17 protein-coding genes are annotated in these 17,005 nt (G+C 47.9%); 2 read left to right on the top strand and 15 right to left on the bottom strand.

Annotated features, from left to right (window positions below; translation table 11 throughout):
• Positions 1-531 precede the first annotated feature (531 nt).
• From MKZ09_RS06675 to MKZ09_RS06640, 8 genes are all read right to left on the bottom strand, one after another.
• Positions 532-858: a YnfA family protein gene (locus tag MKZ09_RS06675; protein WP_076128128.1), complete on the bottom strand. Its 327-nt coding sequence runs from the start codon at positions 856-858 to the stop codon at positions 532-534.
• A gap of 225 nt (positions 859-1,083) precedes the next feature.
• Positions 1,084-1,899: an adenosylcobinamide-GDP ribazoletransferase gene (gene cobS, locus MKZ09_RS06670; protein ID WP_076137511.1), complete on the bottom strand. Its 816-nt coding sequence runs from the start codon at positions 1,897-1,899 to the stop codon at positions 1,084-1,086.
• Positions 1,896-2,444: a bifunctional adenosylcobinamide kinase/adenosylcobinamide-phosphate guanylyltransferase gene (gene cobU, locus MKZ09_RS06665; protein WP_076137512.1), complete on the bottom strand. Its 549-nt coding sequence runs from the start codon at positions 2,442-2,444 to the stop codon at positions 1,896-1,898. Before cobU ends, cobS begins: the two co-directional genes overlap by 4 nt.
• Positions 2,441-3,502 carry a nicotinate-nucleotide--dimethylbenzimidazole phosphoribosyltransferase gene (gene cobT, locus MKZ09_RS06660; protein ID WP_076137514.1) on the bottom strand — a complete coding sequence of 354 codons (1,062 nt, stop codon included), beginning with the start codon at positions 3,500-3,502 and terminating at the stop codon, positions 2,441-2,443. Before cobT ends, cobU begins: the two co-directional genes overlap by 4 nt.
• A gap of 95 nt (positions 3,503-3,597) precedes the next feature.
• The gene (locus tag MKZ09_RS06655) at positions 3,598-4,761 is read right to left on the bottom strand and encodes an aminotransferase class I/II-fold pyridoxal phosphate-dependent enzyme (protein ID WP_076206592.1); all 1,164 of its coding nucleotides are present in this window, start codon (positions 4,759-4,761) and stop codon (positions 3,598-3,600) included.
• Positions 4,754-5,686 (bottom strand): D-alanine--D-alanine ligase, encoded by a 933-nt coding sequence (locus MKZ09_RS06650; protein WP_076206590.1) that lies wholly within the window; start codon positions 5,684-5,686, stop codon positions 4,754-4,756. The genes MKZ09_RS06655 and MKZ09_RS06650 overlap by 8 nt, the downstream gene beginning before the upstream one ends.
• A 13-nt stretch (positions 5,687-5,699) precedes the next feature.
• The gene (gene pdxR, locus MKZ09_RS06645) at positions 5,700-7,151 is read right to left on the bottom strand and encodes a MocR-like pyridoxine biosynthesis transcription factor PdxR (protein WP_076137520.1); all 1,452 of its coding nucleotides are present in this window, start codon (positions 7,149-7,151) and stop codon (positions 5,700-5,702) included.
• A gap of 125 nt (positions 7,152-7,276) precedes the next feature.
• Complete coding sequence (locus MKZ09_RS06640; protein ID WP_076206587.1) at positions 7,277-7,813, bottom strand: AAA family ATPase; 537 nt, start codon at positions 7,811-7,813, stop codon at positions 7,277-7,279.
• Between the two features lie 142 nt (positions 7,814-7,955).
• Between MKZ09_RS06640 and catA the strand changes: the two genes are divergently transcribed.
• A complete protein-coding gene (gene catA, locus MKZ09_RS06635; protein ID WP_076206584.1) occupies positions 7,956-8,615 on the top strand; it encodes a type A chloramphenicol O-acetyltransferase in 660 nt (219 codons plus the stop codon).
• Between the two features lie 97 nt (positions 8,616-8,712).
• Here catA and MKZ09_RS06630 read toward each other — a convergent pair whose 3' ends face one another.
• From MKZ09_RS06630 to cobD, 4 genes are all read right to left on the bottom strand, one after another.
• Positions 8,713-9,393, bottom strand: a complete 681-nt coding sequence (locus MKZ09_RS06630; RefSeq protein ID WP_076206581.1) for a histidine phosphatase family protein — start codon at positions 9,391-9,393, stop codon at positions 8,713-8,715.
• A gap of 8 nt (positions 9,394-9,401) precedes the next feature.
• Positions 9,402-10,361, bottom strand: a complete 960-nt coding sequence (cbiB, locus tag MKZ09_RS06625) for an adenosylcobinamide-phosphate synthase CbiB (protein ID WP_076137528.1) — start codon at positions 10,359-10,361, stop codon at positions 9,402-9,404.
• Positions 10,362-10,410: 49 nt separating this feature from the next.
• Entirely contained in the window at positions 10,411-11,148 is a 738-nt protein-coding gene (locus MKZ09_RS06620) for an adenosylcobinamide amidohydrolase (RefSeq protein ID WP_076206579.1), read from the bottom strand.
• A gap of 129 nt (positions 11,149-11,277) precedes the next feature.
• A complete protein-coding gene (gene cobD, locus MKZ09_RS06615; RefSeq protein WP_076206576.1) occupies positions 11,278-12,366 on the bottom strand; it encodes a threonine-phosphate decarboxylase CobD in 1,089 nt (362 codons plus the stop codon).
• Between the two features lie 227 nt (positions 12,367-12,593).
• Between cobD and MKZ09_RS06610 the strand changes: the two genes are divergently transcribed.
• Positions 12,594-13,595 (top strand): lipoate--protein ligase, encoded by a 1,002-nt coding sequence (locus MKZ09_RS06610; RefSeq protein ID WP_076128152.1) that lies wholly within the window; start codon positions 12,594-12,596, stop codon positions 13,593-13,595.
• A 90-nt stretch (positions 13,596-13,685) separates the two neighbouring features.
• On the opposite strand, the gene MKZ09_RS06605 is transcribed toward MKZ09_RS06610, so the two are convergent.
• The 3 genes from MKZ09_RS06605 to MKZ09_RS06595 all read right to left on the bottom strand — a co-directional run bounded on the left by MKZ09_RS06605 (position 13,686) and on the right by MKZ09_RS06595 (position 16,858).
• On the bottom strand, positions 13,686-14,513 hold the full coding sequence (locus tag MKZ09_RS06605) for a carbohydrate ABC transporter permease (protein WP_036681776.1): 828 nt from the start codon (positions 14,511-14,513) through the stop codon (positions 13,686-13,688).
• A gap of 30 nt (positions 14,514-14,543) precedes the next feature.
• Positions 14,544-15,419 carry a carbohydrate ABC transporter permease gene (locus tag MKZ09_RS06600; RefSeq protein WP_076206574.1) on the bottom strand — a complete coding sequence of 292 codons (876 nt, stop codon included), beginning with the start codon at positions 15,417-15,419 and terminating at the stop codon, positions 14,544-14,546.
• Between the two features lie 107 nt (positions 15,420-15,526).
• Positions 15,527-16,858: an ABC transporter substrate-binding protein gene (locus MKZ09_RS06595; protein WP_052096834.1), complete on the bottom strand. Its 1,332-nt coding sequence runs from the start codon at positions 16,856-16,858 to the stop codon at positions 15,527-15,529.
• Between the last annotated feature and the right edge of the window lie 147 nt (positions 16,859-17,005).

Raw genomic sequence — 17,005 nt, 5'->3', positions numbered from 1 at the left:
GGCGCTACCTACTGCAAATTACTCAAAGTGCCTCCGTGGCGCTACCTACTGCAAATTACTCAAAGTGCCTCCGTGGCGCTACCTACTGCAAATTACTCAAAGTTCATCCGTGGCGCTACCTACTGCAAATTACTCAAAGTTCATCCGTCGATGCTACCTACAGTAAATTACTCCAAGTCCCTCCGTGGATGCTACCTACTGCAATAGAATCGGCTACATGCGCTAGCTTGCGCGAAGCTCTCACTTAGACTCAACACACCATTTGCTGCTGGCTTGCGGACTCAGATGCCGCTATTACTCGAAAAACCGCCATTTGGAGGCTTTTTCGGACTCGAGAGACGCTATTGCCTCATAATCAACCCAGACTCAGCCTATTTTGTTCAAATAGCGCCTCTGGTGTCCGAAAAAGCTCCAAAATAACCCTTTTATCGCAAATAAGGCCTCCTGAGTCCGGAGTCAAGTTACTCACTTAGTAAAAACTGGGATACTCAGTGTTTTTCAGCTTTTATGGCTAAGTAACCCTCACTCAACCTAGTGCCGCGGTGCCCAGAGGATGACCGAAACACCGATCACACAAATAACAGCTCCGACCCAGTCGTATACGTCTGGTGTCTTCTTGTCTACAAGCCATCCCCATAAGACCGCGAGTACGATAAACACCCCGCCGTAAGCCGCATACACTCTGCCGAAGGAAGGGAATTTCTGCAACGTAGGGATAATCCCATATGCTATCAGAATCAAGGACCCCACTAAACCGTACCAAAGTGGCCGTGATTCTCTCAACCATAACCATACTAAATATCCGCCACCGATCTCAGCAAGCCCAGCAATTATAAACAGCAGAATGGCAAATAACATGTCATCCCTCTTCCCTATCTATCTCATAAAAACGAAAAGGTTACTCACAACAAATTGTACTCAAGGTTCACCGTGGAGCTACCTACAGCAAACCAGCTCAAGGTTCATCTGCGGAGCTACTGCAAACTACTCAATGTTCGCCCATAGTGCTACCTACTGCAAACTACTCAAGGCTCATCCGTAGTACCACCTACAGCAAACTACTCAAGGTTCCCCCCGTGGAGCTCACATTAAATTGTGCTGGAGCAGCAATAACACTAGCAGCAGCACAACCTCCAGCAGCTCGTTCAGCGCGCCGTACACGTCGCCGGTGAGCCCGCCGAGCCGGCTGCTGATCCGCCGCGCAGCTGCGGTGCCGCAGGCCAAGGCCGCGACCGGCAGCAGCAGAGCTGCCGCCAGATGCAGCGGCCACGCGGCTAAGCCAGCGCCGAGCGCCAGTGGCGCAGCGGCGGCGGCCAGCGAGAGCAGCGCGGCGACGGCCAGCGCGCGCCGCTCATGCGAGGAAGCTAGGCCGGCGAAGTTCGCGGCCAGCCCCTCGTCTCCACGGGCAATGGGATAACGCACCATTGCCCGCACCATATACCAGCGGCTCCAGACCGCTGGTACCAAGAGCAGCGGCAGCTCGTAGTAGGCGTAGCCTTCGATTAGAGCTGCCAGCAAAGAAGCTTTAAACAGCAGGAGCAGCACGCAGGCGAGTACGCCCATCGCACCCACACGGCTGTCCTTCATAATCTCCAGGGCACGCTCCCGTGGCCGATAGCTGAGCAGACCATCTGCGCTGTCCATCCAGCCATCAAGATGCAACCCGCCAGTGAGGCCTACCCACAGAATCAGAGTGAGCACAGCTGCTGGCCAAGCAGGTAAAAGCAATCCCGTCAGGGCTGCTCCAGCAGCTACACACAGCCCAATTGCTGCGCCTACCATGGGATAGAAGATTACACTCCGGCGCAACAGTTCAGGAGAGAATCCCGGATCACCTTTTACAGGAAATCGGGATAAGAACTGAAAAGCAGCTACGGCCGCATCCCTACGCTCCCTCATAAACGATACTCCCTGCTCTTCAGCTCAATCGGAATTCCAACAGTTACTAGAAAGACCTGTTCGCATTGCCGAGCGATCAGGGCGTTCATTCGTCCCGCCAGATCACGATACAATCGGCCAAGCGCATACTCTGGAACAATCCCGTCGCCAACCTCATTAGTGACCAGAATAAGCGTCCCTTGAAAAGAACGCACACTGTCTTCAAGTCTTGTTATTTCACTCTCAACAAGCTCTTGTCTATTTTCAAAACCCTCCACGGCCAATAATGCATTGGATAACCATAAGGTCAAACAATCTACGAGCACCGCTTTTTCACCCGATAATCGCTTTAGCAGATCTGGTAAATCATACGGTTCCTCAAGCGTCTCCCAAGCGTAACCACTTTCCATTCGTTGATGCTGATGCAGAGCAATCCGTTCCTTCATTTCGTCGTCAAAGGCCTGTCCGGTTGCTACATAGAAGGCCTGATCTGCCAGTGACTGTATCAGTTTTTCTGCAAAACCACTTTTCCCGCTACGTGCGCCTCCCGTTACAAGAATGCTCATCGTTGACCAGCTCCAGAGATGCCTGCACTTTCAAAGGTTGCCATTTCGCTCAAAATGCGGCAGATCGCCTCGATTAAATGAAGGCATAATACGCCCCCTGTTCCTTCACCCAATCGTAGACCTAGGTTAAGCAGCGGTTCAAGTCCAAGCTGCTCCAGCATTAGCTTATGACCCCGTTCTCCTGATACATGAGAGGCTATCATATAAGCGATGGATTCAGGTGCAAGGGCTTTTGCCACAAGCGCTGCCGCCCCCGAAATAAAACCATCCAAAATGATAGGTGTCCGATTAGCAGCCGCACCAAGAATCAGTCCCGCCAAGCCAGCGATTTCCAGTCCGCCAACTTTAGATAATACATCCAACGGATCTGCTGAATTCGGCTGATTTACCTTTAAGGCGCGTTCCACCACTGCAATTTTATGTAGTAAACGTTCATCATCAATTCCCGTTCCTCGTCCCACAGCTACTTCAGGGGCTATTCCTTTGAGAGCACATAGAATGGCAGCACTAGCCGTAGTATTTCCAATGCCCATTTCGCCTGTTATAAAAATCTCCGTTCCGTTCTTAACCGCTTCCTGCGCAACGCTTATCCCAACAAGAAGAGCATTCATGGCATCCTCACGACTCATCGCAGGTCCCACAGCCATATTATCCGTTCCCCGGCGCACTTTACGATCAATCAGATCGACATGACTAAGATCGCCGTTTATGCCGACATCAACAAACTGTACCTCTGCCCCAGCTTGACGTGCCAATACATTCACAGCCGCTCCACCGCTGAGAAAGTTATGGGCCATCTGTAGCGTGACTTCCTGTGGAAATGCGCTAACCCCTTCGCAGCACACCCCATGATCAGCAGCCATCACAACAACTGTTCGTTTGGTGAAACTAGGCTGCTCCGTACCCGAAATTCCAGCGAGCTTAACAGCCAGAGGTTCCAATTGTCCCAAACTGCCCGGAGGTTTGGTCAGAATGTTCAGCCGATGCTCCGCCTTGAGGATGGACTGATCATCAGCCGGAATGATTTGTTTAATTACGTCTTGAATATCTGAAAGCATATAATTACGACCTCCTATTAAATGTATCCGTATAACCTATTCTATCTCATATTCGCAGAAAAGCCCCCATCTATGATAGAGGGGGACTTCTAGAATTACAACTTCACTTTCATAAAATCTTCGATTCTCTCCAGCGCCTCCGTCAATTTTTGTAAGGAAGCGGCATAAGAGCAGCGAATATAACCCTCTCCGCCTGCTCCAAAAACATGACCCGGAACCGCAGCGACACCGACCTCCCTGAGCAGCTGCAAAGCGAAGTCTTCTGATTTCATTCCGGTATGAGCGATGGAAGGAAAGGCATAAAACGCACCCGCAGGTTCATGGCAAGGTAGTCCTATGGATCGAAATCCACTAACCAGCAGCTTTCTCCGCTCATCGAAGCATTGCTTCATATGTTCCTTATGCTGCATTCCGTTGCGCAATGATTCAATCGCAGCAATTTGACCGAGCACGGGGGCACACATCGCAGTGTATTGATGGATTTTTAGCATCGCAGCAATTAATTCTCGATTGCCACAAGCATAACCCACTCTCCAGCCAGTCATTGCAAAAGCTTTGGAGAAGCCGCTAATCACAATCGTCCTTTCCAGCATCCCGGGAAGAGAGGCGATGCTGACATGCTGACTGTCATACGTAAGCTCGGCATAAATTTCATCTGAAATGACCAGTAGGTTATTCTCTTTTACAATCTGTGCAATCGGCAGCCAGTCTTCATAAGTCATTACTGCACCTGTAGGATTAGTCGGAAAATTTACCATAAGAAGCTTGGAACGCGGGGTAATCACCTTCCGCAACGCTTCAGCAGTAAGCTTAAACCCCTGCTCGGCCGATGATTCTACCTCCACCGTAACCCCCCCGTTCAAATGGGTAATCGGCGAATATGCGATATAGCTCGGAGAAGGGACGATAATCTCATCCCCGGGTGTAATGAAAGCTCGTAATGCCAAGTCCACAGCCTCGCTGCTTCCCACCGTAACCATAATCTCATCGTTTGGCTCATAACGAAGCTTGAAACTTGTGTGCAGATAAGAAGCGATCTCCTCTCTAAGCTCCAGTAAACCGGAATTTGGTGTATACATCGTTTCCCCATTGTTCAAGGCACGAATACAGGCAGCTCTTACATGCTCCGGTGTAACGAAATCTGGTTCCCCTACACCCAGCGATATAATATCCTGATTCCCCGCACTTAGGTCAAAAAAAGCCCGAATCCCCGAGGGTGCAATCTCCCGCACACGTGGAGCAATCCATTCATTATGCATGGCTGTACACCTCTTCTTTTGCACTCTTTTCCGTTAGGGAAAGGGAGATGATTTCGTCCAGCAGTCCGCTGAAGGTGTAGCCTGCCGCTTGCGCGCTTTTGGGTAAAAGACTGGCCTTCGTCATGCCTGGTAACGTATTCACCTCCAGCACATAAGGAATCCCCTCTTTAAGCAGCATATCAACCCGTGCATACACGCTACATTTTAGTGCTTTGTAACAGCTCAAGGCAGCCTCGCGTACCCGCTCATGCACCTCAGTAGGCAATTCAATGACCCGTTCATCTGCCCCGCCTTCTTCATACTTAGCACTGTAATCGAACCACTCGGCATTTGCTGAGGTAATTCCCAGAATAGGCAGCAGCTCTCCGTTTAGAATAGAACAGGTAATTTCTTGGCCTTGAATGTAGCTTTCAATCAAAATCGACTGATCACAGGCAAAAGCCTTCTGCACTGCGCACAACAGCTCCTCGCTGCTGCTCACTTTTTCCATTCCGATACTCGAGCCGCCTGAACATGGCTTCACCATAACAGGATATCCGAGCCGTTCCACCTCTTCAGCCGAATAATCCTTTATGCTGTCCCAGCATAGCCAATCTGCTGTATTGACGCCTGCGCAGCGCATAAGCTTTTTGGAGAGATCTTTATCCATGCAAATGCTGCTAGACAAAACCCCGCTGCCCGTATACGGAATCCCCATCGTCTCCAGCATTCCCTGAACCGTACCATCCTCGCCGTAAGCTCCATGAAGTGCAAGCAGTGCGATATCGATCCCTTTTGCCTGCTCAATAAGCTCCTCACGCTTGGTGATCACAATTGGAATAATTTCATATTTATTGGGGTCTAGATTCTTCATTATTTCTCTACCGCTATTCATGGATACCTCATACTCTGAGGATACCCCGCCCATAATTACGCCTACCTTCATCTCAAGCACCTCTTTATCCCATTAGTTGTCGAGCAGTTCTGCCAATAATCTCAATCCCCTTGCGGATATCCTCATCCGTCACTCTGGAGAAACCGATCCGTATCGTATTTTGACCCTTACCGTCTGTAAAGAATATATCTCCTGCTGTAAAAATAACCCCTTGCTCATGACAGGCCGCCAACAGCGTCCTTGTATTAAAGCCCTCCGCGAAGGTTACAAAAAGATGCAGGCCACCGTCCCCTGACAGCGCCGTATAAGGAATAAAATCCTTGCAGCATTGCAGGGTTAATTCATACTTTCGTTTGTATTCCGCTCTGGCTTTTTTCAAATACTTCTCTAAATGACCACCCAATAAATACTGATACAAAATGGATTGATCCAGCGTCGAGGTGTGAATGGTACGTGCACGCTTGACGCTTTCGAGGGAATTGATCAACTCCTGATCCGCCAGCACCCAACCTACACGTAGTCCCGGAAATAATACCTTGGAGAAGCTGCCGAGATAAATCACGCTGTTGCCGCTGCCTGCTGCTGCGATAAGTGGAGCCACATGTGAGCCCGAATATCGTAATTCCTCGTTAAAACCATCCTCAATCACCGGGACTTGGTAGCAATTCATCAGCTTCATTAGCCGCTGTCTTTTCTCTGGAGACATTACAATTCCGGTTGGATTATGATAAGAAGGGACGAAGTATGCACAGTCAAAAGCTTGCTCTTGCAATGCTTTCTCCAGCTCCGCCAAATCAATCCCATCACGCTCCATCGAAATCCCGGTGATCTCAAAACCGTTCAGCTTCAAATTTTTGATCGCTGTATGATGCGTCGGATTCTCACAAATGACCGAACCATTTTTTTTACTCAGAGCAGATAATACAATATCGAATCCCTCAGTAAAACCATTGGTGATCAATATATCCTTGCCCCTCATTTCAACGCCCTTGTGCTCCATATACTGCTTCAAATAGTCTATTAAAGGCTTATACCCTTTGGCATAGCCGTAATTTAGCAGAACGTTGCCTTCTACCGACATCCGATCCATAAAGGATCTCTTCACATTATCCAGATCAAAAAGACTCTCATCAGGCGCTATGCTGGTGAAGGAGATCGTCCCCTTCTCCGCTCGGATCCCGCGCTTCATGATATCCAGTTCCTCTGCCAGCACCGCGTGATCATTGAGACGTGACTTCCAGTCCATCGTCCAGGAAGAGATCGTTTCACTGCCGGGCGGCGTAGCTGCAACATAACTTCCTTGCCCTTGCACGGCATAAGCAAAGCCATCATCCTCAAGCCCTGCATAAGCAGAGATTACGGAGTTGCGGCTAACCTTAAGCAATGTGCTGAGCTCTCGTGTGGAGGGCAGCTTTTGATTGCCTTGCAGACCGCCTTTTATGATTAAGTGCTTCATATAGTCTTTAATTTGTATATACACCGGCCGTCCGGCTATGAGCTTAAAATCCTTAAACATCTCTCAATCGCCCCCATGACTATCATGGCACAATCACTCGCTTAAAAAAAGAACCACAGCCATGGGATTTTAATCCGGCTGTGGTTCTATGAGAGGACAAATGCCCAAAAAATCAAGTTACAACTCTATGCTTCGATCACAAGCTCCCCTTCTCCAGCAGGAATCTCAAAACCATTTAAAAACCGGGTTAGTATCTCCTCAGTAATCGGAAATGCGGCATTGGCGTCAAAACGTTCACTCCGGATAAGCAGTCTCTGACGCAATTCATCTGGCTGAACCTTTAAGTGAATCAGTTCCCACACGCCACCATAACTCTCAATGAGTTGCTTGTAATCGTTCCGTCTCTGACGTTGCCAGAAGCTGAAATCGATGACAACATGGTGTTTTTCCTGAAGCAGATTCACAAGCTCCCCCCGCAGCTTTATCTCCGACTCTTCCTTATAGGACTCATAATTCTGCTCTGAATAATCCACCCCGAAACGGCCGTGCGTGGCCCAAATATCTTCATCTATCGAAAGTCTGGCGAATCCCTCTTTCTCCAGCTTTTTAGCAAAGGTTGTTTTACCCGACCCCGCTACACCGCACATCATCACTACGATGGAAACAACACTCGTACGCTTTTGCTGAAGCAATTTTTCAATAACCAACTTTTCGCTCAGCATTATAAATGCATCTCCCTTCCAATTGATGGTATACTCATCGTTACAAAATACTTTCTCAAGGGATTGTGATAAGGATATGGTGAAATCAGTCCAGCAGACCTCCTAAAATGAAAAACGAAATAATTTTAGGAGGTCATAATAAATGAGTTTTAACCCGATTGTCATTGATAACTGGAGTAGAAGACCCTATTTTGAACATTATTTAAACAATGTCAGATGCACCTATAGCATGACCGTAAATATTGATATCACCCTTCTACTGTCAGAGCTTAAGCATATGGGAATTAAGCTGTACCCAGCACTAATCCACATGATAACTACGGTGGTGAACCGTCATAGTGAATTCCGCACATGTTTTGATTCTGAAGGTAGAATAGGTTATTGGGATAGCTTGTCACCTAGTTTTACAATTTTCCATGCTGATGATAAAACTTTCTCAAGCATCTGGACTTCGTACGGTGAACAGTTTAATGATTTCTATAACCGTTATCTCGATGATATGAAAATGTACGGAAGCGTGAAACAATTTATCGCTAAAGCAAACGAACCACCGAACACCTTCCCTATCTCTAGCATTCCGTGGGTCAGCTTCACGAGCTTTAACTTGAACGTGTATAACGAAGGAACCTACCTACTTCCCATCTTTACGATAGGGAAATATTTTCAGCAAGACAAAAAAATACTATTACCCATCTCGGGGCAATTCCACCATGCCGTGTGCGACGGTTACCATGCCAGCATGCTGTATAATGAATTACAATCACGTGCAGATACCTATAAGGAATGGTTACCTAACCTCTAATTAACCACGTTATTCAGCTGACTGCGAACGATAGTTCAAACATAAAGGGCTCCACCTATTAGGTTTTCCTAATGATGTGGAACCCTTTTTCATGTAATCATCCTTTTTCCACAATATCAGCTTTATCAGCTGACCATTGTCCACGCTGCCAGAGTATTTTTAGTACCATTACATTCCCTGGAGAAGGAGCCACTGCACTGTAGAATGTGAGGTCAGGAACTAACTGTGCAAGTAAATTCCTGATTACACCCCCATGCGTCACTACCAATACTCTATTCGATGTAACCTCACTTTTTTTCTCCTTGATAGCACAGCATCCAAATGCAGCCATAGCAGCTTGACCTAGATCCAACAGGAAACTACGCAACCGTGCATCGAATTCTGTCCATGATTCTCCTTCTGGCGGTATAACCTTTGAAGGATCATCAATCCAACGTCTATATAGAGAGTTATCTTTCAGCTGCTCATAGGTATAGCCTTCCCAAGCTCCGAAGTTCATTTCACGAAGCCGCTGATCGTAAACAGCGTCCTGCTCTCGTGAAGGTACTACGAAAGCCAAGGTCTCCCGACATCTTAGCAAATCGCTACAGAACACACGCCAAAAACCACCTGATAACTCAGCCTGCATGCAGATCTGCTGCTGAAGTTGGGACAGCCGCTCACTTGCGTCAGGAAGCAATGGAAGATCCGTATGTCCCAGGTAACGATGCTCAACATTCCATTTCGTCTGCCCGTGTCGGATAAGCACCAGCTCAAGCTCTATAGAGGGAATTGCCATACCGGCGCTCAGCCTCCAATCCATATCCATGCCGCAACCGCACATAGACCTACAAATATTGAAGAGCAGAGCATCATCATCCGCGAGGTCTGGATGATATCATCCGGTTCCATCGTACGTACCGGATCACCCATATAAGCCCGAAAAGAAGCGACGCCATGATACACATTTTCGCCTCCGAGTCGGATGCCTAGTGCGCCAGCCACAGCTGATTCTGGATAACCGCTGTTAGGGCTTGGATGTAGATGTGCATCCCGCTTCACCATTTGCAGGCATCTGAGCCAATCCAGACGAAGCATCCCTGCACATAGCGCCAAAAGCAATGCCGTAATTCGTGCCGGGATAAAGTTAGCAACATCATCGAGCCGGGCAGATGCCCAGCCGAGATCACGGTATTTATCATTCTTATAACCGACCATTGAATCGAGTGTATTGACCGCCCGATAAGCCATAGCAAGCGGCGCACCGCCAATCAGCGCGTAGAAAAGCGGAGAAATAATCGCATCTACAATGTTTTCTGCTACGGTCTCCACCGTTCCACGGACAATTTCCGGGGCGTCTAGAGAAATAGTATCACGTCCCACGATCATCCCCAACGCCTTGCGGGCAGCAGGGATATCGCCCTTCTGCAATTCCACGTACACCGCTATTCCTGCATCCTTTAGTCCCTTGGAGGCAATCGTGGTTGAAATCAACCAAGCCTCGGCTATCCAGACGAGCCACGGTGAGATAGATGACAGCAGCCATAGCAGGATGGCTGTCAGTGCCCAAGCACCGCCCGCCACACATAGCGGAAGTAACACCCCTGCTCTGCGCAGGCTTTGCGGGCGGGACCATAAACGACGGATCGCCCGCTCCAGAGCCGTGATTGCTTTGCCCATACCAATTACGGGATGAGGCAGGTTACGAGGATCACCTACGATCCGGTCAATCACATAAGCCGCAAGCAACACCAAAGCGATTGTCACAAGCGATCACCTCTGAACGAACTTCCACATCTCCAGCTATCCATTCTCATTAGCTGTCCTTCCTTGCCTGCACCGACAGCAGGCTGCCCGTCACAGCGCTATATACAAGCCGGCCGATAGCGCCTCCAAGATCGGTCGCTGTTCCGGCATATACATGCTCGGCGCTGTATCGCCCGCTTTGGCTCACAGCGAGCACAATAGCATCCGTAGTTGTGCCGGTTGCGATCAGGCCATTCTCGGGATCGGTAATCCCGAGATCTGCCAGCGCAGCAGCTTTGGCTTCGACAGCTGTCTGCACAGCATTGACCATGGCCGCCGGTGTCAGGCGGCCATCCATGCAGAGCATGATGTTAATCGTACCCGCCCGATACACAGCCAATACATTGCGTTCCACACCTGCGCGCGCAGCATTTCCTGCGGCGGCTGTAACGCAAACAAAAATCCCCGCTGAACCCGTGTCCTCTTCAGCTACCGCTGCATGCTCTAGCGGCACAGCCGTCATCAGACCGGCACAGCCGGATAAAGGATAACCCCAATCGTGCAGCTTATTCTCCATATCCTGGACAGGATCACTACATTCGTAATTGCGATCAACATATAAATTGACGGCCCGCTGCAGCCGGTTCATTCCTCCGCCGTAGAACGCGCTCGATAAACCATCGGCTTCTGCTGGCAGCTCCAGCAGCAGATGCTTATCCTTCCATTGCAGAGCAAGCCCTGGCCAGACGGCCGGACGATACTCCCTGATTCCCCCTGTAAGATTAAATGGAATCTTCACTTCCACCATAGCCGATCCCGCTCCTTTCACCGCTCATTTCTTTCATTGAATACTTACAACCATCCGCGAAAGGATACCCCGCCAATCGCACTGTCAGCTCGCTCCGCACATAGAGTCATTAAAGACTACATCCACCTGTCACTTAGTCGCTAGAATCTCCGCCATCTGCAGCAAAAGGCGGGCATTATCCTCATGTCCCTTAACGGCAACTCGAATATGCTCAGCACCTAACCCTGAATACATAGCGCAGCTGCGCACTAGTATACCTGCGCGGCCAAGCCTAGTCTGAAACTCAGCCGCGCTCCATGGTGATGGCAAACCACAGAGCAGAAAGTTGGCTTCTCCCGGTGGGACATCGCAGCCCAGCTGCATAAGACCCTGCCGCAGCGTTTCGCGTTCTGCTGCAATAAGCTCACGCGTGCGCTGTTCATAGTCACGTCCACTTGTAAGGCAGGCTTCCCCTGCCAGCAGCGCCAAGCCGTTCACACTCCAGGTGACCTGCTTTCCGCTCATCGCCTTCGCCAGCTCCGGATGCGAAATTGCAAACCCGAGACGCAGTCCGGGAATCGCATAAAACTTCGTCATCGACCGCACCAGAACCGTATGCGGAAACCGCTCCAGCTCCGGCAGGAGTGTATTTCGCTCTGACTCCGGGATAAAGTCAATAAAAGCTTCATCCACAGCCAAATAAGTCCCACAGCTTTCAGCCTTCTGCGCTAACAAGCGCAGTTCCTCCACCGCATACTGAACGCCATTGGGATTATTCGGCTGTCCGAGAAATAACAGCTCCACCTGTTCAAGCAGCCCGGCAATCTCCTCCACTCCAGCGCGGAAATGCTGTTCCTTTGTCCCCTGAACCGATAATACTTCAGCGCCAAATTGTATAGAAAGCTGCTGATACTCAGAGAAACAAGGCTCCACGATGCCAACCTTTTGCGGAGCTATCGCCAGCAGCAGCAAAGCCATAGATTCCGCTGCTCCGTTGCCTACAGTTAACCAGCTATTATCTACGCCAAGATTTTCCGCCAGCAGACGTTTAAAGCGTCGGTGTCCAGGATCCGGATATGCCACCACCGTCGACAGTGCTGTTCTGAGCAGCTCCAAAACTTGCGGTGGAGGACCGAGCGGATTGATGTTGGCACTATAGTCGAGAAATGTGCCCCCAGCTTCTCCATAGAGCTCCGCTGCCGTCAGCAAATCACCGCCATGCCCATATTTTTCAAGCATAATTACACTCCCTCTATCTACTTTCTCTAGCACGATATGTATGTCATTGCCACCATTATTGCCTCTTTGCCGGAAGAACGTCAATGCTTTCGCAGAAGGAATCAGCTAAATCCCCCGCTTCCCTCAAACCGACATGAATCTCAATAATGTGATCTCTTTTGTTAAAAAACCGCTTTTGGTTTAAAATGAAGGTTGTAATCAATTTTGCTGCGACGGAGGAATTCACTATGCTTTTTATTGATAACACAGGGATTACTGACGCATCCATCAATTTGGCGATTGAGGAATATGCGCTGAAGCACTTGCCGATGGACGAGAGTTACCTGCTTTTTTATATCAACAGCCCATCCATCATCATAGGGAAACACCAGAATACTATCGAAGAAATTAACCAAGAGTATGTAAAAGATAATAATATCCAGGTCGTACGTCGTCTATCCGGCGGTGGAGCTGTTTATCACGATCTTGGAAATTTGAACTTCAGCTTTATTACCAAGGATGACGGCCAATCCTTTCATAACTTTTTGAAATTCACCCAACCGGTCATCGATTACCTGCAAAGCATGGGTGTTAACGCCGAGCTAAGCGGACGGAATGATCTGCAAGTTGGTGAGCAAAAGATTTCCGGTAACGCTCAGTTCTCCACACGCGGACGTATGTTCAGCCATGGTACCTTGATGTTCAATCTTAATTTAGATGATGTACAAGCCTCTCTAAAAGTAAATCCAGAGAAGTTTAAATCAAAGAGTACCAAATCCGTACGCAGCCGTGTAGCGAATATCAAAGAGCTGCTGGGTACAGATATGACGATCGAGGAGTTCCGCGCCGGCCTGCTGCGTTCGATCTTTGGTATGGACCCTTCTGAGGTTCCTCAGTACAAGCTGCAACAAGCCGACTGGGACAAAATTAACGAGATCTCCAAGGAGCATTACCAGAACTGGGACTGGAACTACGGTCTGTCACCAAAAAGCAACGTTAAGCACACACGCAAATTCCCTGCCGGAATTATTGATATTCGGATGGATATTGAAGATTCCCTTATTAAAGACATCAAAATTTATGGTGACTTCTTCGGAGTCGGTGACGTAGTAGATGTTGAAAATGCACTTCGTGGCAAACGTTATGACGAGGCTGAGGTTAGAGAAGCATTAGCTGATCTCGATTTGAAGCATTATTTCGGTCGTATTGAGCCGGAGGATTTTATCGGATTGGTCTTCCTAGAGGAATAGGATGAATTCACTGGTCATGATTTGAATCAAAAAGAGGACTCCTGCGCATTTGCCAGAAGTCCTCTTTTGCATGAATTAATACTCTTCGCTTTATCCTTTTACAGCAGATCCAACTGTCATTGCCCGTTCTACCTGCTCACTAAAGAACAAATAGACAATAACCATTGGCAGACTCGCCATCGTCATAACCGCCCCCATGCCACCCCAGTCTGTGCTGTATTGGCCTTGGAAGAACAATAGACCCAGCGGCAGTGTTTTCATCCCCTCATCAGAGATCAGAATATAAGCCAGCAAAAATTCATTCCAGTTGTTCAGAAATTGAAAAATGGCTACTGTTGCGACAGCTGGTGTTACAACCGGCACAATAATCTGCAGAAACATCCGGTATACATTAGCACCGTCCATACAAGCGGATTCCTCCAGCTCCCCAGGGATCCCCTTCATAAAGCCGTAGAATACCAGACAAGAGAACGGCAACCCAATGGCGACATAAGGAACAATCAGCCCACCGTAGGTATTCGTCAGATGTAAATCCCGCACGAGTATAGCCAGTGGAATCATAATTACCTGCAGCGGCATGAACATTCCGATCGTCATATACAATCTGACCCCTTCACGGAATCTCCACCGCAGCCGGGAAATTGCGAATGAGAACATCAGCGATAATATGATAATAAGTAGCGTTGAAATCGTAGAGACTACCAAGCTATTCGTAAAATATCGCGGTATATTGAACTGTGACCAAGCGGCCACATAGTTTTCAATCCGGAAATTAGTCGGAAATCCGAAAGGGTTGGTGACAAAAATCTCATCGTTATTTTTCAGAGAATAAGAAATCATCCATAATAGCGGATAGATGGAAATGATAAAATAAATCCATAAGGGAAGCTGTATGAGCAATGCTCTCACTTTTTTCATAACGTTCCTTTTCCTTTCCGGCGTACTGCCTTATGCTTCATTTCGGTCAAATGTCTTGTTGATAATAATGGTGGCCAGAAGCGACAGAAGGACAAGCACAACCGATACCGCACAGGCATAGCCGTAGTTGCTTTCCAAGAATGCATAACGATAAATCATAAAGGTAAGCGTATAGTTACTCGTTCCCGGTCCGCCGTTAGTCATAATCAACATTTGTACAAAAGCACCGATTCCTGAAGTAATGGCAATGATCAGACAGAATTTGAACGTCTCCTTCATCATTGGAATCGTCACCTTACGATGCGCCATCCATTTGGAGCAACCGTCAATCGTGGCAGCTTCCATGTACTGCTCAGGGACAGATTTAACCCCCGCATATAAAAGACTGAACTGGTAACCCATGAACTGCCAAGCATTAACAAAGGCAATCGCAATAATGGATGTGGTTGGCGAAGTGAGCCAGTTTTGTGGATAAGGAATATGCAAAATTTCAAAAAGCCTATTGATCAATCCGTTATTCGGATCGTAGATGGCAATCCATAGCTGACAAACAACCGTAACCGACAGAACTACGGGAATAAAATAAGCTGTTTTCAACAACTTACGCCCTTTGATTCGCGGATCGGCACAGGCAAGCGCAAGAATGGTTCCCAATCCGATCTGAAATACAGCGAGTACCAGTGCAAAAATCAGGCCGTTACGAAGGGATGTCAAAAGCAATGGATCATCAAACATCTCTACATAGTTGGAAAATCCGTTAAAAGTAGCCGTACTGAGCCCGTCCCACTCGAAAAAGCTACGATAAAAGGATTGCAGCACCGGATAGATAATCACTACGCTATAAATCAACAGAGCGGGAAGCAGAAACAGCATTATGGCTTTCTTATTACCTAAGTATTTATGCATGCGGTAAGATTCCACTCCTTCCTTGCCACGCAGCTCAGCCGATATAAGGGCTCGACCCGGGTGAGCTGCAGGGCATGGACCAATTTTTATTTATTTTATTTCTCTAATTATTTATTTTCTTTGTTCAGCACTCGGTTCATGTTATCCGTGAACTGCTTAGCCGAGAATCCTTCGATCAACATATTTTGTGTATTGTCGTCCAGTGCATTTTTAATTTGAACACTGCTTACCGCATTAGCGTAACCCTTCACGTTTGGCAGCACTTCTTCAGCGATTCTTTTCATCATGGCAGGCACTTCACCGGTCATTTCTTTATCCACTTTAGTCGCTACGATCGGGCTACCCAGCTGTGTATATTTGTATTCGCTATATTTTTGTGCGATGAAACTAGCTACTTTCACTGCAGTCTCTACATTCTTGCTGCTTGGAGAAACGGCAAAGCCACCAGGACCTCCTGCACCGTTAATGTACATTTTGTTGTTCTCATAAGTCGCTTCGTCCTTAGCTGGCCAGTACATCCAATCCACTTTATCCCCAAGCTTCTCAGCACTGCTGTAGATTTCCCACTGCCCGTTGACGAACATGCCAGCTTTTCCTTGGTAGAACAAAGAGGAAGCTTGATCATAATTGGTATTCGTAGCATTGACGTCGAACAAGCCTGCTTCTTCCAGCTTCTTCATTTGTTCTGCTGCTGTTACATAAGGCGAAGGCAATGTTGTCGTTCCCTTCGTTTCGAGTGGGCCAAACCCTTTCGTCTCCTCACGAGTCACAAGTCCGCTATAGAAGGAAGTAGTGATCCATTTCTCCTTCGCGAAAATGGAGAGCGGTGTATACCCTGCTGTAGAAAGCTTCTTAGCCGCTTCAGCCAGCTGATCGATCGTCTTGATCGGCATCTCTATGCCTACCTCTTTAAAGATATCCTTGTTGTAAAACAACATTTGGAATTCAATTCCCGTATACGGGAATGCGTATACATGACCGTCTGGGGCAATCAGACGGGACTCATTCCCTGTGTTTAGATTCGCTTTGAAATCTTTGGTGGCTTGGTATTCATCAAGCAGCTCGACATTTTTAGATTTGGCGAAGGTTTGCAGCGTAGGCCAGTCTGTTTCATAAATATCCGGCATGTTCCCAGTCGCGGCATATGTTTTCAGCTTCTGGTAGCCATCTTGAACAGCCTCATCCAGTACAATCTCCACCTCCGGCATTTCCTTTTTTAATTCCTCTACGGCATAATCAAATGGCTTTGAAGTATCTTCGTCAAAATGCTGTGCATAAATTTTTATTTGAATTTTCTTATCGGTATTCCCAGCGGTCGTATTGGAACCTTCAGAGGTTGAACCACCGTTTCCGGCATTGTTACCACCACAGGCTGTAAGTGAGAAAGCTAAGGATAAAACGGTTGCAACCCCCAGTGTTCTGAATAACTTGTTGCTCATAATGAATCCCCTTTCTGATGCTCTATTTAGTGGAGCTAGTTGAATCCGCTATTTGTTAGCGTTTTCATCGTCCTGTTTCTATTATATTTGAGCCTTGAAGACCCAAAAAGAGCCATATCGGGCACAATCGGTAATAAACAGGACAAA

The organism is Paenibacillus sp. FSL R5-0908 (assembly GCF_038006245.1).
In the GTDB taxonomy this organism is placed as follows: Bacteria; Bacillota; Bacilli; order Paenibacillales; family Paenibacillaceae; genus Paenibacillus_AQ; species Paenibacillus_AQ odorifer.
The sequence above is the reverse complement of the archived record's forward strand: the minus strand, read 5'-3'. Positions and strand labels throughout refer to the sequence as shown.

What these genes read in the sequence shown, in the direction of transcription:
- MKZ09_RS06675 (WP_076128128.1), bottom strand. Translation starts at nt 858, where the DNA reads ATGTTATTTGCCATTCTGCTGTTTATAATTGCTGGGCTTGCTGAGATC.
- cobS (WP_076137511.1), bottom strand. Translation starts at nt 1,899, where the DNA reads ATGAGGGAGCGTAGGGATGCGGCCGTAGCTGCTTTTCAGTTCTTATCC.
- cobU (WP_076137512.1), bottom strand. Translation starts at nt 2,444, where the DNA reads ATGAGCATTCTTGTAACGGGAGGCGCACGTAGCGGGAAAAGTGGTTTT.
- cobT (WP_076137514.1), bottom strand. Translation starts at nt 3,502, where the DNA reads ATGCTTTCAGATATTCAAGACGTAATTAAACAAATCATTCCGGCTGAT.
- MKZ09_RS06655 (WP_076206592.1), bottom strand. Translation starts at nt 4,761, where the DNA reads ATGCATAATGAATGGATTGCTCCACGTGTGCGGGAGATTGCACCCTCG.
- MKZ09_RS06650 (WP_076206590.1), bottom strand. Translation starts at nt 5,686, where the DNA reads ATGAAGGTAGGCGTAATTATGGGCGGGGTATCCTCAGAGTATGAGGTA.
- pdxR (WP_076137520.1), bottom strand. Translation starts at nt 7,151, where the DNA reads ATGTTTAAGGATTTTAAGCTCATAGCCGGACGGCCGGTGTATATACAA.
- MKZ09_RS06640 (WP_076206587.1), bottom strand. Translation starts at nt 7,813, where the DNA reads ATGCTGAGCGAAAAGTTGGTTATTGAAAAATTGCTTCAGCAAAAGCGT.
- catA (WP_076206584.1), top strand. Translation starts at nt 7,956, where the DNA reads ATGAGTTTTAACCCGATTGTCATTGATAACTGGAGTAGAAGACCCTAT.
- MKZ09_RS06630 (WP_076206581.1), bottom strand. Translation starts at nt 9,393, where the DNA reads ATGGCAATTCCCTCTATAGAGCTTGAGCTGGTGCTTATCCGACACGGG.
- MKZ09_RS06620 (WP_076206579.1), bottom strand. Translation starts at nt 11,148, where the DNA reads ATGGTGGAAGTGAAGATTCCATTTAATCTTACAGGGGGAATCAGGGAG.
- cobD (WP_076206576.1), bottom strand. Translation starts at nt 12,366, where the DNA reads ATGCTTGAAAAATATGGGCATGGCGGTGATTTGCTGACGGCAGCGGAG.
- MKZ09_RS06610 (WP_076128152.1), top strand. Translation starts at nt 12,594, where the DNA reads ATGCTTTTTATTGATAACACAGGGATTACTGACGCATCCATCAATTTG.
- MKZ09_RS06605 (WP_036681776.1), bottom strand. Translation starts at nt 14,513, where the DNA reads ATGAAAAAAGTGAGAGCATTGCTCATACAGCTTCCCTTATGGATTTAT.
- MKZ09_RS06600 (WP_076206574.1), bottom strand. Translation starts at nt 15,419, where the DNA reads ATGCATAAATACTTAGGTAATAAGAAAGCCATAATGCTGTTTCTGCTT.
- MKZ09_RS06595 (WP_052096834.1), bottom strand. Translation starts at nt 16,858, where the DNA reads ATGAGCAACAAGTTATTCAGAACACTGGGGGTTGCAACCGTTTTATCC.